The 18,351-nt window shown below is 68.5% G+C and carries 9 protein-coding genes; 7 read left to right on the top strand and 2 right to left on the bottom strand.

What is annotated here, in order from left to right:
- Positions 1–4: 4 nt before the first annotated feature.
- Complete coding sequence (locus AB0K21_RS27305; RefSeq protein ID WP_343977913.1) at positions 5–529, top strand: MarR family transcriptional regulator; 525 nt, start codon at positions 5–7, stop codon at positions 527–529.
- 121 nt (positions 530–650) lie between these two features.
- Here AB0K21_RS27305 and AB0K21_RS27300 read toward each other — a convergent pair whose 3' ends face one another.
- Complete coding sequence (locus AB0K21_RS27300; protein WP_364154374.1) at positions 651–1,142, bottom strand: hypothetical protein; 492 nt, start codon at positions 1,140–1,142, stop codon at positions 651–653.
- Between the two features lie 117 nt (positions 1,143–1,259).
- Positions 1,260–1,706 carry a MarR family winged helix-turn-helix transcriptional regulator gene (locus tag AB0K21_RS27295; RefSeq protein WP_364154371.1) on the bottom strand — a complete coding sequence of 149 codons (447 nt, stop codon included), beginning with the start codon at positions 1,704–1,706 and terminating at the stop codon, positions 1,260–1,262.
- A gap of 334 nt (positions 1,707–2,040) precedes the next feature.
- Here AB0K21_RS27295 and AB0K21_RS27290 point away from each other — a divergent pair, with 334 nt between their 5' ends.
- The 6 genes from AB0K21_RS27290 to AB0K21_RS27265 all read left to right on the top strand — a co-directional run bounded on the left by AB0K21_RS27290 (position 2,041) and on the right by AB0K21_RS27265 (position 16,758).
- Entirely contained in the window at positions 2,041–3,741 is a 1,701-nt protein-coding gene (locus tag AB0K21_RS27290; protein WP_343977921.1) for a cytochrome P450, read from the top strand.
- A gap of 66 nt (positions 3,742–3,807) precedes the next feature.
- Entirely contained in the window at positions 3,808–5,742 is a 1,935-nt protein-coding gene (gene lanKC, locus AB0K21_RS27285; protein ID WP_343977925.1) for a class III lanthionine synthetase LanKC, read from the top strand.
- Positions 5,690–6,202: a hypothetical protein gene (locus tag AB0K21_RS27280; protein WP_343977928.1), complete on the top strand. Its 513-nt coding sequence runs from the start codon at positions 5,690–5,692 to the stop codon at positions 6,200–6,202. The genes lanKC and AB0K21_RS27280 overlap by 53 nt, the downstream gene beginning before the upstream one ends.
- A gap of 45 nt (positions 6,203–6,247) precedes the next feature.
- Positions 6,248–6,481, top strand: a complete 234-nt coding sequence (locus AB0K21_RS27275; RefSeq protein WP_343977931.1) for a hypothetical protein — start codon at positions 6,248–6,250, stop codon at positions 6,479–6,481.
- Between the two features lie 497 nt (positions 6,482–6,978).
- Positions 6,979–12,414 carry a type I polyketide synthase gene (locus AB0K21_RS27270; protein WP_364154365.1) on the top strand — a complete coding sequence of 1,812 codons (5,436 nt, stop codon included), beginning with the start codon at positions 6,979–6,981 and terminating at the stop codon, positions 12,412–12,414.
- 972 nt (positions 12,415–13,386) lie between these two features.
- Positions 13,387–16,758, top strand: a complete 3,372-nt coding sequence (locus AB0K21_RS27265) for a BTAD domain-containing putative transcriptional regulator (protein WP_364154362.1) — start codon at positions 13,387–13,389, stop codon at positions 16,756–16,758.
- Positions 16,759–18,351: the final 1,593 nt, after the last annotated feature.

Here is an 18,351-nt window from a genome sequence, read left to right as displayed (position 1 = left end):
CTCCATGAGCGAATCCCTGGATCACGTCGCCCGCATCCAGCAGGAATGGGCCCGCGAGCGCCCGGACCTGGACGTGAGCCCGCAGGGGGTGATCGGACGGCTCCACCGCCTCGCCGGGCACCTCACCGAACAGCTCTGTGTCGTCTACCGGCGATACGGGCTCGGGGAGGGGGAGTTCGACGTCCTCGCCACCCTCCGGCGCGCCGGCGCGCCGTTCGAGCGCGCGCCCGGGGAACTCGCCGCCTTCACCATGGTCACCACCGGCGCGATGACCAAGCGCATCGACCGGCTCGAACGCAACGGGCTTGTCGCCCGCCGCCCGAGCGAGAGCGACGGCCGCGGCCGGGTGGTCGCGCTCACCCCCGCCGGCAAGGAACTGATCGACCGGGCGTTCGCCGAGCACATGCGCAACGAACGCCGCCTCCTCGACGAGCTGACCCCCGAAGAGGCCGCGCACCTCGAATCGCTCCTCACCACCTGGCTGGCCTGCTTCGAGACACCGCTCACCGGCTCTCAGGATTCGTCGTGAGGTCGACCTCCCAGCCGAGTGCCTCGGCCCACCGGTCGGCGAGCACGTGGGGTTCTCACGCGTCGACACAGACCTGGAAGTCGTATGCCATGCCCCGGATCCCACGGATCTTCGATGGTGCTCACGCCTGGGCTCCCGGGCGGACGATCATGAGGACCACGACGGTCGCCCACAGCAGGTTGTAGATTCCGGCGAGCATGCTCAGGGTGCGCAACCGCTTGCCGTCGCCGGGGACGGCGAGGGCCTCGCGTTGCTCCGGACAGATTCGCAGGGCGAGCAGAGCACCCGCGGCGACGGTGAGGACCATGGAGATATTGATCCAGATCTCGCCCATCCGGCCCTGGGTGACGGCCAGAGCGATCCCCACGACGGGCACGACGATGCCGAAGACGCCGTAGCCGCGGGTGATGCGGTGCAGCGCGACAGCCACGGCCCGGTCGCGGTCTCCCGAGGTTTCCGGTTGTGGAGCGACGGGCGCGCCCACGACGGCCGGGCGCGCCGCGACACTCGTGGCGACCGGGGCATAGCGGGAGAACAGGCTTGTCGCGACGGCCGAGCCTCCGATGAACACAATGCCGGCGAGTACATGGACCGACAGCAGCAAACCTTCCACGGAGTTCCCCTCTCCACATCCTTCAGGCAGCCTGAAGCTTAGCAGATGCTTCAGGCTGCCTGAAGGTAGTGGCGGAGGCATGGCGCTCCCGCCGCCCGGGGCGGCTCGCACGTCGGATCAGGACCGGGAACGCCCTTCGAACGCGGCGCGTACCGCGTCGGCGACCTGACGCTGGATCGGGTCGGCGTCCGAACCGAACAGCCGCTCGTCCACCCCGTTCACCGCCTTCATCGCCTCCCGCATGAGGCTCGCCCCCTCGGGTGTGATCTCGATGGCCGAAGCGGACCCGGCGCGAGCGGTGTTGTCACGAACGAGCCCGGCCCCAGACAGCGCCTTAACCGCCGCATGAACGCTCTGGACGGTGATTCCGGACATTCGCGCCAAGTCACTGAACGACGCGCCGGGCACGCCGGAGATGTGTCCGAGCAGGCCGAACCTGCTCACCGTCAGCCCGAGCGGCGCGAGGGCGGCGCCGAGCTCGGACTCGATCCGATGCGCCAGCGTGAGCAGCACGATGGAGGGGCTGGTCTCCGGCGGACCTGGGCGGGCGTTCTCGATTGTCACCTTCCAAGTCTCCCGCACCGCCCCTCGGCTGCGGCAATGCCGGGACGCCCCGGATCGAGCCCGAACCCGACGCCGCCTCCCAGGGGTCCAGGCCACCAAAAGAGGCACCGGCCATGCTCGCCCCGGTCTTCCTGTCCGTCACCCGCGCCCAGCCGAGGAGCGAACACGCGGACAGCGACGGGACCTCGCAGGTGACGCTCCACGGCGGGAATCTCACAAGTCGGCCCCAACGACACCCCAAGTGCCCACAAGAGCATCCCAACTTCCCCCGAAAGCATTGATCACAAGCCAAGCGGGGCGTTCTGAATTACCGCAGTATCGGGGGGAAGACGACGTGGCGACAGTCGCCAACGGTGTGATCGGGGCACTGTCCGTTACGGCCTCGAAGGATGACAAGTCGACCCAGGGCGCCGGGGGGCGTGTCCTGATGATCGTCAACCGGGGTGCCGGGAGCGAGCGCCTGGAGGACGAGTTCACCGGCCGGGGCTGGCAGGTGCGGATGACCGGTGTACCGGCTGGTGACCTTGACGCGTGCATCGGGGGGATCACGGATTTCCTGGCGGCGCCGGACAGCCCGGATCGCGCTGTGCTACTTGGCTACGGTGCGGCCGGATCTGCGGCGATGGAGGTCGCGGATCGTCATCCGGAGCGTGTGGCCGCGGTGGTGGTCGTGGGCTCACCGAGTGATGGGAGTCCGGCATCCGGAGACTCCGCCCCGGATCTGCTCTGCCCGGTCCTGGTGCTCTCCACCGCCGCCCCGGAGACGGTGATCCCGGCGCTCGTTCCCTTCCTTACCGATCTGGACCGGCAGGCGGGCGAGGCGGGCGCTCACCTGAAGGCCCCGGCAAGGCTCCCGGTACTCACCCCGGCGATCTTCAACGATCCCGACGCGCTCCGGCAGTGGCGGGAGCTGGGGCCGATCCATCGGGTCAACGCGTCCGGCATGGCGACGTCCTGGCTGCTGACCGGGCACGAGGCGACCACCACGACCCTCGCCGGCCCGGGACTGACCGGGGACGCGGAGATCACGGCGGGGTTCCGGCTCCAGTCGGCCGATCCGGCTCTCGCGCATCAAGGCGAACTGGATCTGATCACGATCGAGGGGCAGGAGCACGCCCGGCTGCGTCGGCTGATCGAGCGGCACCTCACACCGCGACGGGTGGAGGCGCTGCGTCCGCGCATACAACGTGAGACCGACGCGCTGCTGGACGCGATCCCCGCCCACGAGGTGATCGACCTCCTCCCGACGTTCGCCTACCCCCTGCCGGTCGCCGTCCTGTGCGAGCTGTTCGGCGTGCCGGAGCAGGACCGGGGCTACATACACGAGTGGATCCTGGAAAGGCTTGTCTCCCCGCCTCCCAAGGCGCACAGCGACATCGACGACTACCTGCGCGCCCTGATCGCGGCCCGGAAGAACCGCCCCTCGGATGACCTGCTCGGCTGGGTCGTCGAAGCCGAGAGAGACGGACTGTCCGAAGAGGACCTCATCTCGGCGGCCAGGTTTCTGATGGTGAACGGGCATCGGGCGCCGACGACCGTGCTGGCGAGCGGTGTCGCCGCCCTGCTACGGCGCGGGCAGTGGAAGCGGCTCGTGGACGACCCCACGCTGATCGTCACCGCGGTCGAGGAACTGCTGCGACTCATCACACCGTTCCCCGTGGGCATCGCCCGTCACGTGACGGTCCCGATCGATGTGGAGGGCACGCCGATCCCGAAGGGCGACCTCCTCAGCGCGTCACTGGTGGCGGCCAACCGGGACCCGTCGTTCTTCACCGATCCGGACCTGCTGGACATCGAGCGGGCGAGCAACCCCCATCTCTCCTTCGGGCACGGCCACCATCACTGCCTGGGAGCGGAACTGGCCAGGGCCCAGACGCAGATCGCCATCGGCACGCTCGCACGGCGCTTCCCGGACATGGAGCTCGCCCGTGACTCCCAGAGTCTGCACTACCGGCAGAGCAGCGTGCGCTACCTCCTCGGACTGCCGGTCGTTCTCGAACCGGACCGTCCCCGGCGGCCGGCGACCGGCGTGTGATGTCAGAAAACACGATCTCGTGCGAATAGTTCCCCTCGCGCCTTCAGCATCCTGGAGTTCGACCAGATGAAAGAGACACTTCCCCAGCTTGTGACCTACTGCCAGGCCGATCCGGTGTTCTTCGAACCGGTCTGGCGTATACCGGACGACGACAACCGGTTCCCCACGGCGCGCCGACCCCTCCCCAGTGGGTGGCGCATCGGCGAGAGCGACCTGTGGGTCGTGCTGCTCCCGCCCGAGATCGCGCTTCCGGAGCAGGGATGGAAGATCCACGTCTCGGGAACCGACGCCGACGCCGGCACCGTCTGCGATCTCGTGGTGGACTTCTGCGTCAGCCGGAACATCGCCGTCAAGTTCCTCAGAAGCAAGATGGCGATGCGGCTGCTCAACAACAAGTACGCCGAGCGAGGCGGCAGCGGCAAGCTCATCACGCTGTACCCGGTCGACGAGGATCAGTTGAGCGAGGTGCTGCCGGCGCTGGCCGAGCTCCTGCGGGACTTCACCGGCCCGTACATCCTCAGCGACCTGCGGTATGAGGACTCACCGGTCTACGTGCGGTATGGCGCGTTCCAGCCGATGACCTACACGAAGTCGGACGGCAGCCCGGGGTACGCGATCCGCACACCCGACGGGCAACTGGTCCCGGACAAACGGGATCCGGCGTTCACCGTGCCGGAGTGGGTCTCCATCCCCGAGGTACTGCGCGAGTCGGTCGCGAAGCACGGTTCGGGAACCGAGGAGGAGTTCCCCTGGCAGATCGAAAAGGCACTGCACTTCTCCAACGGCGGCGGGGTGTACCTCGCCCGTGACGAAGCGTCCGGAGGGTACGTGGTGCTGGTGGAGGCCCGCCCGCACGCGGGCCTGGATGCGGGCGGTGTCGACGCGGTCACCAGGCTGGCACACGAGCGCGACATCCTGGAGCGGCTGAGCGGTCTCGACTGCGTACCCCGGCTGCTCGGTTACCGCACGATCTGGGAACACCACTTCCTGGTCGAGGAGTACATCGAGGGCAAGACCCTGCTGGACGAGATGTTCGAGCGCTATCCGCTGGCCAGTCCCGACCCGAGCGCCGAGACGCTGGCGGCGTACACCCGGTGGGCGACCGACATCCTGGCCAAGGTCGACCACGCGCTCATGTCCGTCCACGCGAGGGGGGTGCGATTCGCCGACCTGCACCCGGAGAACATCATCGTCCGCCCGGACGGGCGCGTCGCGCTGATCGACTTCGAGATCGCGTCCGACCTGACGGACCCGCAGATCCCGGGCCTCGCCGCGGCGGGATTCGCCGCGCCGAAGGAGCTCTCCGGCCGCGCCGCCGACGACTATGTCATGAACTGCCTGCGGCAGTGGATCTTCCTCCCCATCGCTCCCCTGCAGGACCGGGACCCGGTCAAGCTCATCAGCCTCACCGACGTCATCACCGAGCACTTCCCGGTGCCGCCGGCGTTCGGGACGCGTCTGGTCCGGCAGTTCAGCAAGGCCAAGGGGCCTCTCGGCGAGGACAGACCGGCCCAGATGTTCAGTGTCGAGAACCCCGACTGGCCGGCCATCCGCGACTCGCTCGTGGCGGGAATCACCGCGAGCGCGACGCCCGACCGCAAGGACCGGCTTTTCCCCGGAGATCCGCAGCAGTTCGCGACCGGCGGGTTCACCGTGGCCAACGGCGCCGCCGGCGTGCTCTGGGCGCTGCGACAGGTCGGCGCCGAGGTGCCGTCCGACTATGTGGACTGGCTCGTCACGGCCACCCGCCGGGCCTCCGACCCGCTCCCCGGCCTCCTGAACGGGTTGCACGGTGTGGCGGCGACGCTGGAGTCGCTCGGACGCCGCCGAGAGGCGGCACCTGAGCGGGGGGAATCGCCTCGGCCTGGGGATCGACTGTGTCGTGGTCAGCAGCAACTTCCACCAGCTCGAAGACTTCTGCACCGTCATCGCGCCCAGGTTCCCCCAGTTGGAGTCCATCGCGTTCGGGGTGGCGATACCGGAAGGGCTCGCCAGCCGTGAGGGGTTCGCACAGCACGAACTGCTCTCCGACTCCCAGGTCGAGCTGCTGGGAGGTCACGAGTACGGAGAACATCTGCGGTCCTTGGCGCCGTCGTCCGTGCACGTGGCCACGACCGACAACCTGGCCTTGCAGATGCACCCCGACCGTGTCCGCGGCGGAACGTTCTTCCCCGTCCTGCAGATCGAGCCGGACGGAGCCGCGCGGGCGATGGCCGCCTACGAGGGAACGGTCGGCAACGTGCTCACTGACCCCCCGGAGGAGCTGTGGCGACGAGCCGTCGAACGCTGGCACGACCCGTTCGTGGTCGAGACGCTCACCCCCGTGCGCACGATGAAGCAGTGGGCGGAGGCGACCCGGAAGATCGACTATCACTTCGGGTCCGAGGCCGACCGCACGCGCATCGACCGCCGACCGGAATTCGTGCCCACCGACTCCGGGGCGTCCCCTGCCCGGCGGTGAGACACGCCCGCCATGGCGATCTGAACGGGAGTTACGGTATGGCGCGTGACCGTTACCGTGTCGGCCCTCACATCCACGGCGCCGGTGCTGCTCTCGCTCGTCGTCACCTTCGCGCTTCTCCCGGCGTGGCGCCCAGTGCCGCCGGCGATTCCCGACACCGTCGCCGGCATGGCATTTCCGATCGCGGCCACGTTCCTCATCGCACACCGGCTGCGCCTGGTCACGGCGTGGCTCCCGCTCTGCTGGTTCGGCTCGTCAGGGCGGCGTAGTACGCCCTGAGCACGATGTCGCGGTTCGGCTCGCGGTACCGGCAGGTGACCACGGCGGTGCTGTGGGCCTTCGGCAAGCTCGCTGCAATCGAGGCCAAGCGACCCACAAGCGCGACCGGTCATGATCGGCGACCGACATCCCCCAGCCGTGCCCGGAAGGCACGACCATAGTCACGGAGTCACTCCTGTGCACTGGTTATTCAGTCGTGCCTCCGCTCAGCGGATCCGCACTTCCCCTGATCGCCGCGCTGGTCGGCTCCCTCACCACACCCTTACCCGCGCCGGCCGCGGCCGGCCCGGCGTCATCTCGGGACGCAAACCCAAGCCGGCGGCAAGGGGGTCCACAAGTCGGCGGCAAGTGACGACCGCCATCGTTCGATGCGCTGGAACAGCAGGCTGCGAAGACGCGCGGCCTCTTCTCCGGCCGCAGTGACTCCGCGCTGCTCGCTCAGGCAGGGGCGCGGAGTTCCCGGCCTTCCGCCCAAAAGCAGTGACAGGAACACCGCAATGAGCTTGAACCACGAAACCACGTCCTCGCCAGAGCCGATCGCCGTCGTGGGGATGGCTTGCCGGCTGCCCGGCGCCAACTCCCCGGAAGAACTGTGGGAGCTGCTGTGCCGCAGTGAGAACACGATCTCCGAGATCCCATCCGGCCGGTTCCCGGTCGAGGAGGTCTATCACCCCGTGTCCGGCGTACCGGGCAAGATCGCCTCCAAGTACGGCGGTTTCGTCTCCGGTATCGACGAGTTCGACGCCGAGTTCTTCGGAATCTCCCCCCGTGAGGCCGCGGCGATGGACCCCCAGCACCGCATGGTGATGGAGGTGGCCTGGGAGGCCTTCGAGGACGCCGGTCTCGTGCTGGAACGGATGCCGGAGCTGACCGGCGCGGTCTTCATGGGAGTGATCACCAGTGACTACTGGGACCGGCAGTCGGGGGTGCTCGAAGAGCTCGACGTGCACACGGTCGCGGGAAGCACCCGGGGGGGCAACGCCGGCCGCATCTCCCACGCCCTGAACCTCAAGGGGATGAGCGTGGCGCTCGACGCCGCCTGCTCCTCCTCACTGGTCGCCATCCAGCTCGCCGTCCAGTCACTCCGCACGGGGACGTGCGACCTCGCCTTCGCCGGCGGCGTCAACGCCATCCTCACCCCCGACCACGGTATTGGATTCTCCCAGGGCGCGATGATGGCCCTGGACGGCCAGTGCAAGGCGTTCGACGCCCGCGCCAACGGCTACGTCCGCAGCGAAGGTGCGGGCATCGTCGTGCTCAAGACCCTCTCTCGAGCGCTGGCCGACGGGGACAGGATCCACGCCCTGATCCGCGGGGCCGCCGCCAGCAACGACGGGCACTCGGACAGTTTCATGACCCCCCAGGTCCCTGGACAGCAGGCGGCCCTGAAAGCGGCCTACCGGGACGCCGGGGTGGACCCGGCGAGCGTCGCGTACGTGGAGGCCCACGGTACCGGCACCAGCGCCGGCGACCCGGTGGAGATCGCCGCACTGGACGGGGTACTCGGGCAGGGGCGGCCCGAGGACCGGCCGCTTCTCGTGGGCTCGGTGAAGACCAACCTCGGCCACACCGAGGGCGCCGCCGGTATCACCGGACTGATCAAAACCGTGCTGTGCGTGCGGCACGGGTGGCTCCCGGCCAGCCTCAACTTCACCTCGCCCAACCCCTCCATTCCCTGGAACGAGATCCGGGTGCGGGTGTGCGACCAGGGACAGCCCTGGCCACAGGTGGGCGGCCCCCGCAGGGCCGGGGTCAGCAGCTTCGGCATCACCGGCACGAATGTGCACATCGTCGTCGAGGAGCCGCCCTCCGCCTCGCGGCCGGACGAGTGGAACCGGCCGGAGGAGCGGCACGAGGACGGCGACCGCGCGGTGCTGCTGCCGATCTCGGCGCGTACCCCCTCCGCGCTCAGCGCGCTCGCCGCGCGCTACCGGGACCTGCTCCCCTTCTCGCTGCACCAGATCGCCGGCGCGGCGGGAGCACGGCGCAGCCACCACGACCAGCGGCTGGCGGTCGTCGCCGGCACGAGCGAGGAGGCCGCCGCCAGACTGGACGCTTTCGCCGCGAACGGCCACGCGGAGGGCGTGTACGTCGGCGAGGCCGATGACGTCCGCGATCCCGGCACCCCGCACCGGACGGCATGGGTGTTCCCGGGCCAGGGGGCGCAGTGGGCCGGCATGGGTCGCGACCTGCTCGACGAGGAGCCGGTCTTCGCCGCGGCGATCGCCGATTGTGAGAACGCCATGCGCCCCTACGTCGACTGGTCGTTGACCGCCGAGCTTAACGCCGCCCCGGATACCTCCCGCCTTGCCGAGATCGATGTGGCCCAGCCGACGATCTTCGCGGTGCAGGTCGCGCTCGCCCGCCTGTGGCGGTCGTGGGGGTTCGAACCGGACGTCGTGGTCGGGCACTCGATGGGAGAGGTGGCGGCCGCACACGTGGCCGGAATCCTCGATCTCGACGACGCCGCGCGGATCATCTGCGGCCGCAGCCGGCTCATCCGGGCCACCAGCGGACGGGGGGCGATGGCCGCGGTCGAGCTGTCGTCCGAACGCGCCCAGGAGCTGATCATGAAGCGGCGCGGAACCACGGTCCTGGCGGTGAGCAACTCCCCGGTCTCCTGCGTGCTCGCCGGCGAGCCCGAGGAGATCGACGCCATCCTCCGCGACCTTGACGCCGAAGGCGTCTTCGGGCGCCGTGTACAGGTGGACATCGCCTCGCACAGCCCGCAGATGGACCCCCTCCGCGAACCGCTCCTCGAACTGCTCGCCCCCCTGCGTCCCCGGTGGGGCGACGTCCCGCTGTGTTCCACGGTCACCGGCCGCCTCCTGGACGGGCCCGAGATGAACGCGGCGTACTGGGCGGACAACCTTCGCGAGCCGGTGCTGTTCGCGGACGCCGTCCAGCATCTGGTGGAGGCGGGGTTCGACACCTTCACGGAGTTCAGCCCCAACCCGCTGCTCGCCCGGGCCATCCAGCAGAACCTGCGCCACGCCGGCGAGGACGGGGTGGTCGTCACCGTGCTCGCCCGCGACACGCCCGGTCGCACCGCCCTTCTGGAAGCCGCGGCCGAGCTGTACGTCAAGGGGCGGACGATCGACTTCCCCCGGATGCAGCCCGACCGTGGACCCCACATCCCCCTGCCCTCCTACCCCTGGCAGCGCGAGCGTTACTGGAGGGAACCGGTCAGGCGGACCGGGGCCGTCGGGGACGGCGGCGGGCACCCGATCATCGGCACCGGCCTCACGCTGGCCCCCGCCGGCACCCTGGTGTGGGACTTCGACCTCGACGAGGAGCGGCTGCCCTACCTCAGCCACCACCGCGTCCATGAGATGCCCATGCTGTCCGGCACCGCCTACCACGAGCTCGCCCTGGCCGCCGGTGCGGAAGTGTACGGCGACCGCTCCTTCGCCCTGGAGGAGCTTCACCTGGAACGCGCCGTGTTCTTGACCTCCGGAACGCCCCAGCGCCTCCAGGCCCGCCTCGAGCCGGATGAAGACGACCAGGGCCGCCGCTGGACGTGTTACCTCGCCGAGATTACCGGCAGCGGGACGACCGAATGGACCCCGATCGCAACAGCCGTTCTACGTCCCGACAGTTCCGCTGGTGAGGCCCCCTGGAGGAGCAGTCCCGACCTGACCTGTTATCCGCAGACAGTCAACGTGGCGGAGCACTACGCCGCGCTGCGCCGTCGCGGCATCGAGCAGACCGGCCCCTTCCAGTCGATCGTCGCGCTCCACCGCACGCACACGGCGGTGGCCGCCGAACTGCGAGTCGATGTCGGCATCGCCGCCGACCTGCACCGCTACCTGTTTCATCCGGCGCTGCTCGACTCGGCCCTTCAACCGGTGATGGCCCTGCTCGACAGCACTCGGGCCGTACAGGACACTTACCTGCCGGTGCGCACCGGTCGTTGCCGCGTGCACGCACGCACACAAGCAGGCACTCGCCTGTGGTCGACCGCCGTGCGGACATCAGCCGTACAAGAGCCCGACCTGGTCGAATTCGACGTGCTGATCAGCGACGACGAGGGGCGCCTGCTCGCCTCCATCGACGGGTTCCAGATCAAGCGGCTGCGCGAGGAGCCTTCCGAGGTCGTCGAGCGAAAGGCCGGCCGTCTGCTGTACGGCGTCGAGTGGACGGAACTGGAGCCTCTCACCGACCCCGCACCCGAGCGGTCTCCCTGGCTGGTGGTGAGCGACTCCCCCCTCGGCGCCGAACTGTGCGCCTCGCTGGCGGCCGCCGGCGGCGAGGCGCTGCTGGTCCAGCCGGGTGCCGGCTACCAGAGGCTCGACCCTCAACGGTGCGTGCTCGACCTCGCCTCCACCGAGGACTGGACGATGCTCATCAAGGAGCAGGCGGAGAGCGGGGCGTGGCCCCCGAGAGCCGTCGTGCGCCTGTCCACCGCGCGCCCTGTCGAGGAGGTGACCGGACCGGACGCGCTGGAGCGCTCCTACGAGGTACTCGCGTTGGTCAAGGCGCTCACGAGTGATCAGCAGGTTGCTCCCCGGCTCTGGCTGGTCACCACCACCGCCCAGACTCCGGACGGTACCGGTGACGTCAACCCCGCGGAGACCGCCGTGTGGGGCATCGGCCGGGTGATCCCCTATGAGCATCCCGAACTGCGCTGCTCAATGATCGACCTTCCCGAGGACCCGGACTCCGGCATTCTCCGTGCCCTCTCAGCCGAGATCAGGAACGACGGGACCGAGACGGAGATCGCCCTGCGGGACGGTCGCAGATACACCACGCGGCTCCGCCGCCGACCGCTTGCCTCCGCGAGCCCGGTCCCCGTACGGCCGGATGGGACCTACCTGATCGCCGGCGGCTGCGGCGGGGTCGGGCTGCTCACCGCGGAGTGGCTCGTCAAGAACGGCGCGCGCCATCTCGTCCTGGTCAGCCGCAGCGGCGCTTCGGAGAGCGTGACGGACCGGATCGCCGCGATGCGGTCCGCCGGCGCGCAGGTGCGCATCACCACGGCGAACATAGCGTCCCGGGCAGCGGTGGCAGATCTCCTCGACGACATCGCCCGGCGCATGCCTCCCCTGCGAGGAGTCGTCAACTCCACCGTCGTCCTCGACGACGGGACGTTGGCACAGCTGGACCGTACCCGGTTCCTCGCTCCCATGCCTCCCAAGGTCCACGGGTCCTGGCACCTGCACGAACTCACCCGCCACCTGCCCCTCGACTTCTTTCTCCTCTACTCGTCCGCGGCTTCGGTGATCGGCTCGCCCGGGCAGGGCAACTATGCCGCGGCCAACGGCTACCAGGACGGGCTGGCCTGGCACCGGCGGGCCAACGGGCTCCCGGCCCTGACCGTCAACTGGGGACAGTGGTCCGCCACCGGACAGGTCGCCAAGGCGAGCAAGGACCTCCGGCTGAACGAGCGCGGCTTCGCCGGCTTCGCTCCCGCCGAGGGCCTGACCGTCCTCGGCCGCCTGCTCCCCTCCCCGCATGCCCAGGCGTCCGTCATGTCGTTCGACCCCACCGCCTGGACCCACTACTTCCCCACCCTGCGCACCTCGTCCCTCCTGCGGCACCTTCTGGAAGACGGTCCGGGGGGCGCCGCCCCCATGGCGGAGCTCGCACCGGCCACCCTTGCCGGTCTCGGCGACGAGCAGGCCGAACAGCTCATCACGGCGTACCTGTGCACGCAGGTCGCGGCCATCGTCCAGCTCCCCCGGGAGAAGGTCGACCCGGCGCAGCGCCCGCACCGCCTGGGCCTCGACTCCCTCATGACAGTTCAGCTGCGCAACCGGATCGCGGCCGACCTCGGCGTCACCCTGCCGGTGGCGGTCTTCCTGCAACGCCGCACGATCAGCGATCTCGCCACCGTCGCCCTCACCCACCTGAAGGAATCCGAAGCCGTTCCAAGCGACTCCGATCGCTTGACGGCAGGAGGCCCCGCGGTCACGAACTCCGGCGGACAGTAGAAATGACTCCGGGAGGAGACGGCGGTTGATCTGACATCACGTACCCCACCACATGACGGACTCCGCCTTGCCTGATGGATCTGGCGGAGTCCTCGTCCTGCTCGCCCGCCTGCTCAGGGCGGGCGAGCAGTCACCACTACTTGCCGTTACCTGCGAGTGTGCTTTGGGGAGCGCGCCCCCTGGGCAGCCCACACCTTACGACATGAGCGTTCTTCCTGGCGGAAGTCGTCACTTCACCGCCAATCGCCCCGCCTTACGGCCGGATCACACATCGGCTGCACGAGCGTTTGGCGTCTCCCCGCGACTCCGGGCGGTGTGATCGTGAGCACGATCGACTCTCCAGGAGAGTGACCCCCTGCCGGCTACGGCAAGGCATGACCGAGCCGTGCCGTCGTGACAGCACATGACGTCTTTTTCACTTCCGGTCGGGCGGGCACGAAGGCGTTGCCGAGAATGCCCGAGATCAACATTCCGCGATCTTTCCGTTACGCGCGGCGGTGATCGCGGTGAGAGGTGCCGTCGTGCCGCCCTGGGTGTGCGGTCGGCTTCCCCCTGCCACCGTCCGGCGCGTTGCGCGTTCCCCATCGACGATCCGCATGTGCACCGGCTCCGCACGGATGGCTTCTCATGGCCGCCGTCACCTGGGCGTACTCTCCGTGAGACCGGCGGTCACCATTGACGTCGCACCGATCAGTTCCGGCTCCGAAAATCGGCTTCGTGATCCACGACACATACCCCCTAAGATGCAGGTATCGGATTTCGGTGGATTCGGCATCACGCTACGAGGGGCGAGCTACGGCAGAGCAGGCAGTCACTATGCATCGGATGTCACAGAGCTTTCTTCCCCAGAAGGCACTCGATGTGAAACAAGGAAGCAGAGTCCCCAGCAAGGCGCAGGGGCCGCCGTTCATCGGGTTTCACGAACCCATGGACATCCTCGTGGCGACATGCCCACTGAGATCGTAGGTGGTAATGGTGGAGTTTCGGGTTCTCGGCCTGGTGGGGGCCTACAACGATGACGGGGTCCAGGTCGATCTCGGCGGCCCGCGCCCGCGTGCGGTGCTGGCCCGGCTACTGCTCGCGCAGGGAGTGGTCGTATCCGCGGACACGTTGATCGATGACCTGTACGGCGGGACGCCTCCGCCCAGCGCCCTGTCCAGCTTGCACTCGTATGTATCGAATCTCCGCCGGGCCATTGAGCCCGGCCGCAACCCCCGCACCCCTCCCCTGCTGCTCATCGGACGGCCTCCCGGATACCTGCTCGCCACCACGAACGTCGACGCGATCCGGTTCACCGAACTGGTCACCCGCTCGGAGTCATGTCCTCCCGGCGAGGTGCTCGTCTCCCTGGACAAGGCGTTGCGGCTCTGGCGCGGCCAGCCGTACGGCGAATTCGCCGATGAGACCTGGGCCATCGCGGATGTCAGCCGCCTTCGCGAGTTGCGCCTGGTCGCGATCGAGCGGCGCGCCCAGGCCCTGCTGGACCTCGGCCGCCCACAGGCAGTGATCACCCATCTGGAGACCGAGGCGCTCGCGCACCCGCTACGCGAGCGGCTGTGGTGTCTGCTGGCCGTAGCCTTGTACCGCACCGGGCGGCAAGCCGACGCGCTCGCCGTACTCCGCCGTGCCAGGGACCTGCTCACCGAACAGCTCGGCCTCGACCCCGGCCCGGAACTAAGGGCGTTGGAGGAGGACATCCTCCGGCACTCCGACTCCCTGACAATCCCGCCCTTGACCGCCACCGCGGTGTCGGTACCCATACCGCCGCAGTCGCCACCGCGACTCCTTGTCGGCCGGGAGCGGCAGCTTTCGGAGTTGAAGATGCTGCCAATACGTGCGGGCCGGGACGGCGTAACCATCGCAGCGGTGAGCGGTGAGCCCGGCATCGGCAAGACCCGGCTGTTGGAGGCGTTTCGCGACCAGTGCGCCAGCCTCGGTTATGTGGTGCTGTGGGGCAACTGCCACAGTGTGGAGGGAACCCCGGCCCTGTGGCCGTGGCTGCAGGTGCTGCGCGCGCTGGATGAGATCTGGCCGCCACCGGACCGTCAGGCGCTGGCCGGACTCCTCGATGAAAAGATGCCCAGCGGCTCCACTGAGACGGCGCTGCTCCACCGCAACCAAACCATCGCCCGTTGGCTCGCCGCGACCGCACAGACCCAGCCATTGGTGATCGTTCTTGACGACCTGCACTGGGCCGACCCGGCCTCACTCGAACTGCTCAGAGATGTCGCCATGCTGGTGGGCAGCGAGACGGCGAACGTCCCGCTGACGCTGGTCGCCGCATTCCGCGAGACGGCTTTCCATGAGACGGCGATCCATGGCACAGCACTTCCCGGTGGCTCGTTCCGTCTCTCATTAGATGGTTTGCTGGGCCATCTCGCCCGGTATGACTTGCTTCGCATCCGGCTGACCGGCCTGGGGGTGGAGGACGTGCGGGCGGTCGCTTCGGCTATGGGCGTTGAGCTGAACGAGTCCTCCGCCGAGCGCCTGTCCGAGCGGACCGGCGGCAACCCCTTCTTCGTGCGGGAAAGCGCTCGGCTGCTGGCCCAGGGACGAGATCTGGGCGCAGTTCCCGAGGCGGTGGCCGACCTGATCCGCTGGTGGCTGAGCAGACTGGGTGCGCGGGCCGGTGAGGTTCTGGGTGTCGCCGCACTGATCGGCCGGAACTTCGACCCGGGCGTGGTCGCCGAGGTGTGCGAGGCATCTGAGATCGGGTGGGTGGAGGTCTACGACGCGCTGGATCGGGCCGCCCAGGCCGGGTTGATCGTTCCAGGTGAGGGTTCCATGGCGTTCGCGCACGACCTGGTCTGGGAGACCCTCGTCCACGAGATCCCGCCGCTGCGCAAGGCGGTCACCCACCAGGCGGTCATGACCGCCCTGTCCTCCCGGCCAGGCGTGGACATCACTGTCATCGCTCATCACGCGGTGGAGGCCGGCCCGGCCGCGTACGCCGATGCCACACGCTGGGCGACCGCCGCCGCCGAACAGGTGAGCCTGCGCCTGGCCTACGAGGAAGCGGCTGTCTGGTGGGGCCGGGCGGTCGCCGCGCACGGCGCCTGCGCGGGTGACCCGGTAGAGCACGTGGAGCTGCTGCTACGGCATGTCCGTGCGCTGTTGGAGGCAGGGGACGCGATCGGTGCGCGACAGGCCCGCTCGGAGGCCGTGCGTGCCGCCGACCGAGCCGGAGCGAGCTCGGAGCTGACCGCCCGCGCCCTCACCGCACTGGACGCCCCGGCGATCTGGACACTGCGTGACCCGTACAGCGCGACGGAGTTGCGGCTGGTGGATCGGTTCGAGGCCGCGCTGCGAGCGCTGCCCGAGGCCGACGGCCACGAGCGAGCCCTGCTCCTGGGCGGACTGGCACAGGAGCTGTACGGGACCGATGACCCACGCGGTTACACCTTTTCCGCTGAGGCCGTGGCGATCGCTCGTCGGCTGGGCGAGCCGTACCTGCTGATGCGGATGCTCAACGCCCGGCACCTATCGTTGCCTCAGCCGTTGCATATCCCAGAGTTGCTGGAGCTCACCGAGGAATTGCACGAGCTCGCACTGCGCACCCGGATGCCGGAATTCGAACTACTCGCCCAGATGATGTTCACCCACCACCGGTTGGAGCTGTTCGACCTGGCCGGTGCGGACGCGGCCGCCGCCCGCTGCGACGCCATGCTGGAACGGCTGTCATTGCCATGGCCGCGCTTTCAGCACACCATATGGCGGATCAACCGGCTCGTTCTGGCTGGCCGGTTCGACGACGCCGAAATCCTGTACGACGAGGCAGAACGCCAGGCCACCCGAATCGGCTACTGGTATGCGAGCGGCGCGGTGGCGATCGGGCGTCTCATGCTTCACTATCACCGGGGCACCATGACGGAGGCAGGGCCGCCGATCGACGCGATCACCGGTGCTCATCCCAGTGTGGATCACGATGCCCGGGTGCTGCAATTGTGCGCACAGGGCCGCCCGGAGGAGGCCCAGGCCTTGGCCGCGAACGGCTGGCCGGCACCTCCTCTGGACTGGTCATGGCTCTCCGCGACCTGCCTGCAAGGCGCGGCCCAGGCCGCCGTTGGTGACCTGCCGGCCTGCCAGGTGACCTACTCGGCGCTGCTGCCGTATTCCGAGCGGATTTCAACGGTTTCGGCGGTGCTCTGCATGGGGCCTGTCGACTGGTACCTGGCCCTGCTCGCCTCCGCCATGGGTGACAACGACACCGCGTCTCAGCATCTTGAGAAGGTGGCCCGGCTGGCAGGCCGGAACGGGCTCACGTGGTGGCGGGACCGGGCAAGGTCGGCAAGTTTCGTGAAACCTTTCCCCACGCACCTTGATACTCCAGCTGAGACCCGCTGACCTCATTATTGATCTCCTCATCGGCTCGATGACGCGACACGGCGGCGACAGATTCCGTCCGTGCACTGAACGGACGGGATCAGCGCACCGTTTCGGTGGCTGTTGGTCCGCTTCGCGGGTGGGTGGGGTTTGAGCTGGTCTGTTCGCGGGCCTCGGGCGGGGGTCCGAGGCCCGCGAACGTGTCGGGTTCAGCCGCTGACGCGGATGACGCCGCTCACCGGTGAGAGCGAGGCGCTGTCGTCGTGGATGAGTTCTCCGTTCTTCTTCCAGACCCTGACCAGCAGCCGGTCGGTGCCAGGCCGGCTTGCCGGAATCGACCGTGGTGATCTCCAGCTTCCGCGCCCCGGCCTGCGGCGACGCGGCGAACACCGAAGACCCACCACCCGCATCCGCATCCGCAGCCGTCACGGTCGCCCCAGCACCCGCGGCATTCGCGGCCGAGTCCTTGCCGACCCCCTCGGCCAGCCCCGGCAGACCCGGGCCAGAGGCCTTCTCCGGCACCGGCGCCAGCCAGAGAGCCCATCGCCATGACGAGCAGGGGAAGTGTGATCCGCTGAGCGGAGGCACGGCTGAATAACCAGTGCACAGGAGTGATTCCATGACTATGGTCGCGCCTTCCGGGCACGGCTGGGGGACGTCGGTCGCCGATCATCACCGGTCGCGCTTGTGGGTCGCTTGGCCTCGATTGCAGCGAGCTTGCCGAAGGCCCACAGGCCCGTGACGGCAAGATGACGTGTCGTAACCGCCCGCTGCTCACGGACGGCCCGGTGAAGGCCGCCGCACCGCCATCAACGATTCGAACGACGCAAGGAGGGCGGAAGTGGCGGCTGGTGCTGTGCGCCCCAGTCCCTGTGCTCGGAGACCGGCTGACCGCCGATGAGCGTGACGGCCACCTGATCCGCACCGGGGCGCCCTAACCACCCGCCCGTCCCAGGGACGCGACCGTCTCACCGACCGGAGAGCTTCGACCCTGCAGTACCGGCTGACGCCGTTGAACGGCTTCAGCGCCGGAACCGGCCTGATCCTCGACGCGTCGTGACCCTGACCACTCAAGGTCGGCATCCGAGACCAAAAGTCCCGGTTCACGTACCACAGAAGTTGTAGACGGCCTACCGCCAGGGGTGCAGAAAGGATCAGATTCAGGCGGTATGTTGATCCGTCAATTTGGTAGATACACTAAGAATTCAACTCGTTGACCGAACGGTTTTTTCCATTCTAATTACGGAGACATCTGCACGGGCACCCGGAAAGCGAAGACGGCAGGAAAAAGTTTCAACAAAAAGAAGATGATCCTGGCGTCCATCGACACAGGACCAGGTTCACCCCTACTGCACGGCGTGCCCGCACCGGACAACGAACATATTGAGATCCTGGCACGCGCCCCGGATCATGCCATGGGATGGGTGAACAACGACACAACCCCCTGAACCACATACACGCAGAATCAATGTGGTCACGCGATGCGCCCGAAAATCATCTAGACGTGCAGCGCAGACGGAACATGTTTCCGGGTAGAGCATCAAGGGACCATATCAAGCCCAGGACCCCGGCAAGTTAGGGATTCCTCCCGGTTCACACTGAGGTCCACATCGC

Origin of the sequence: Streptosporangium sp. NPDC049248 (assembly GCF_040678965.1) — a bacterium.
GTDB lineage: Bacteria > Actinomycetota > Actinomycetes > Streptosporangiales > Streptosporangiaceae > Streptosporangium > Streptosporangium fukuiense.
The sequence above is the reverse complement of the archived record's forward strand: the minus strand, read 5'-3'. Positions and strand labels throughout refer to the sequence as shown.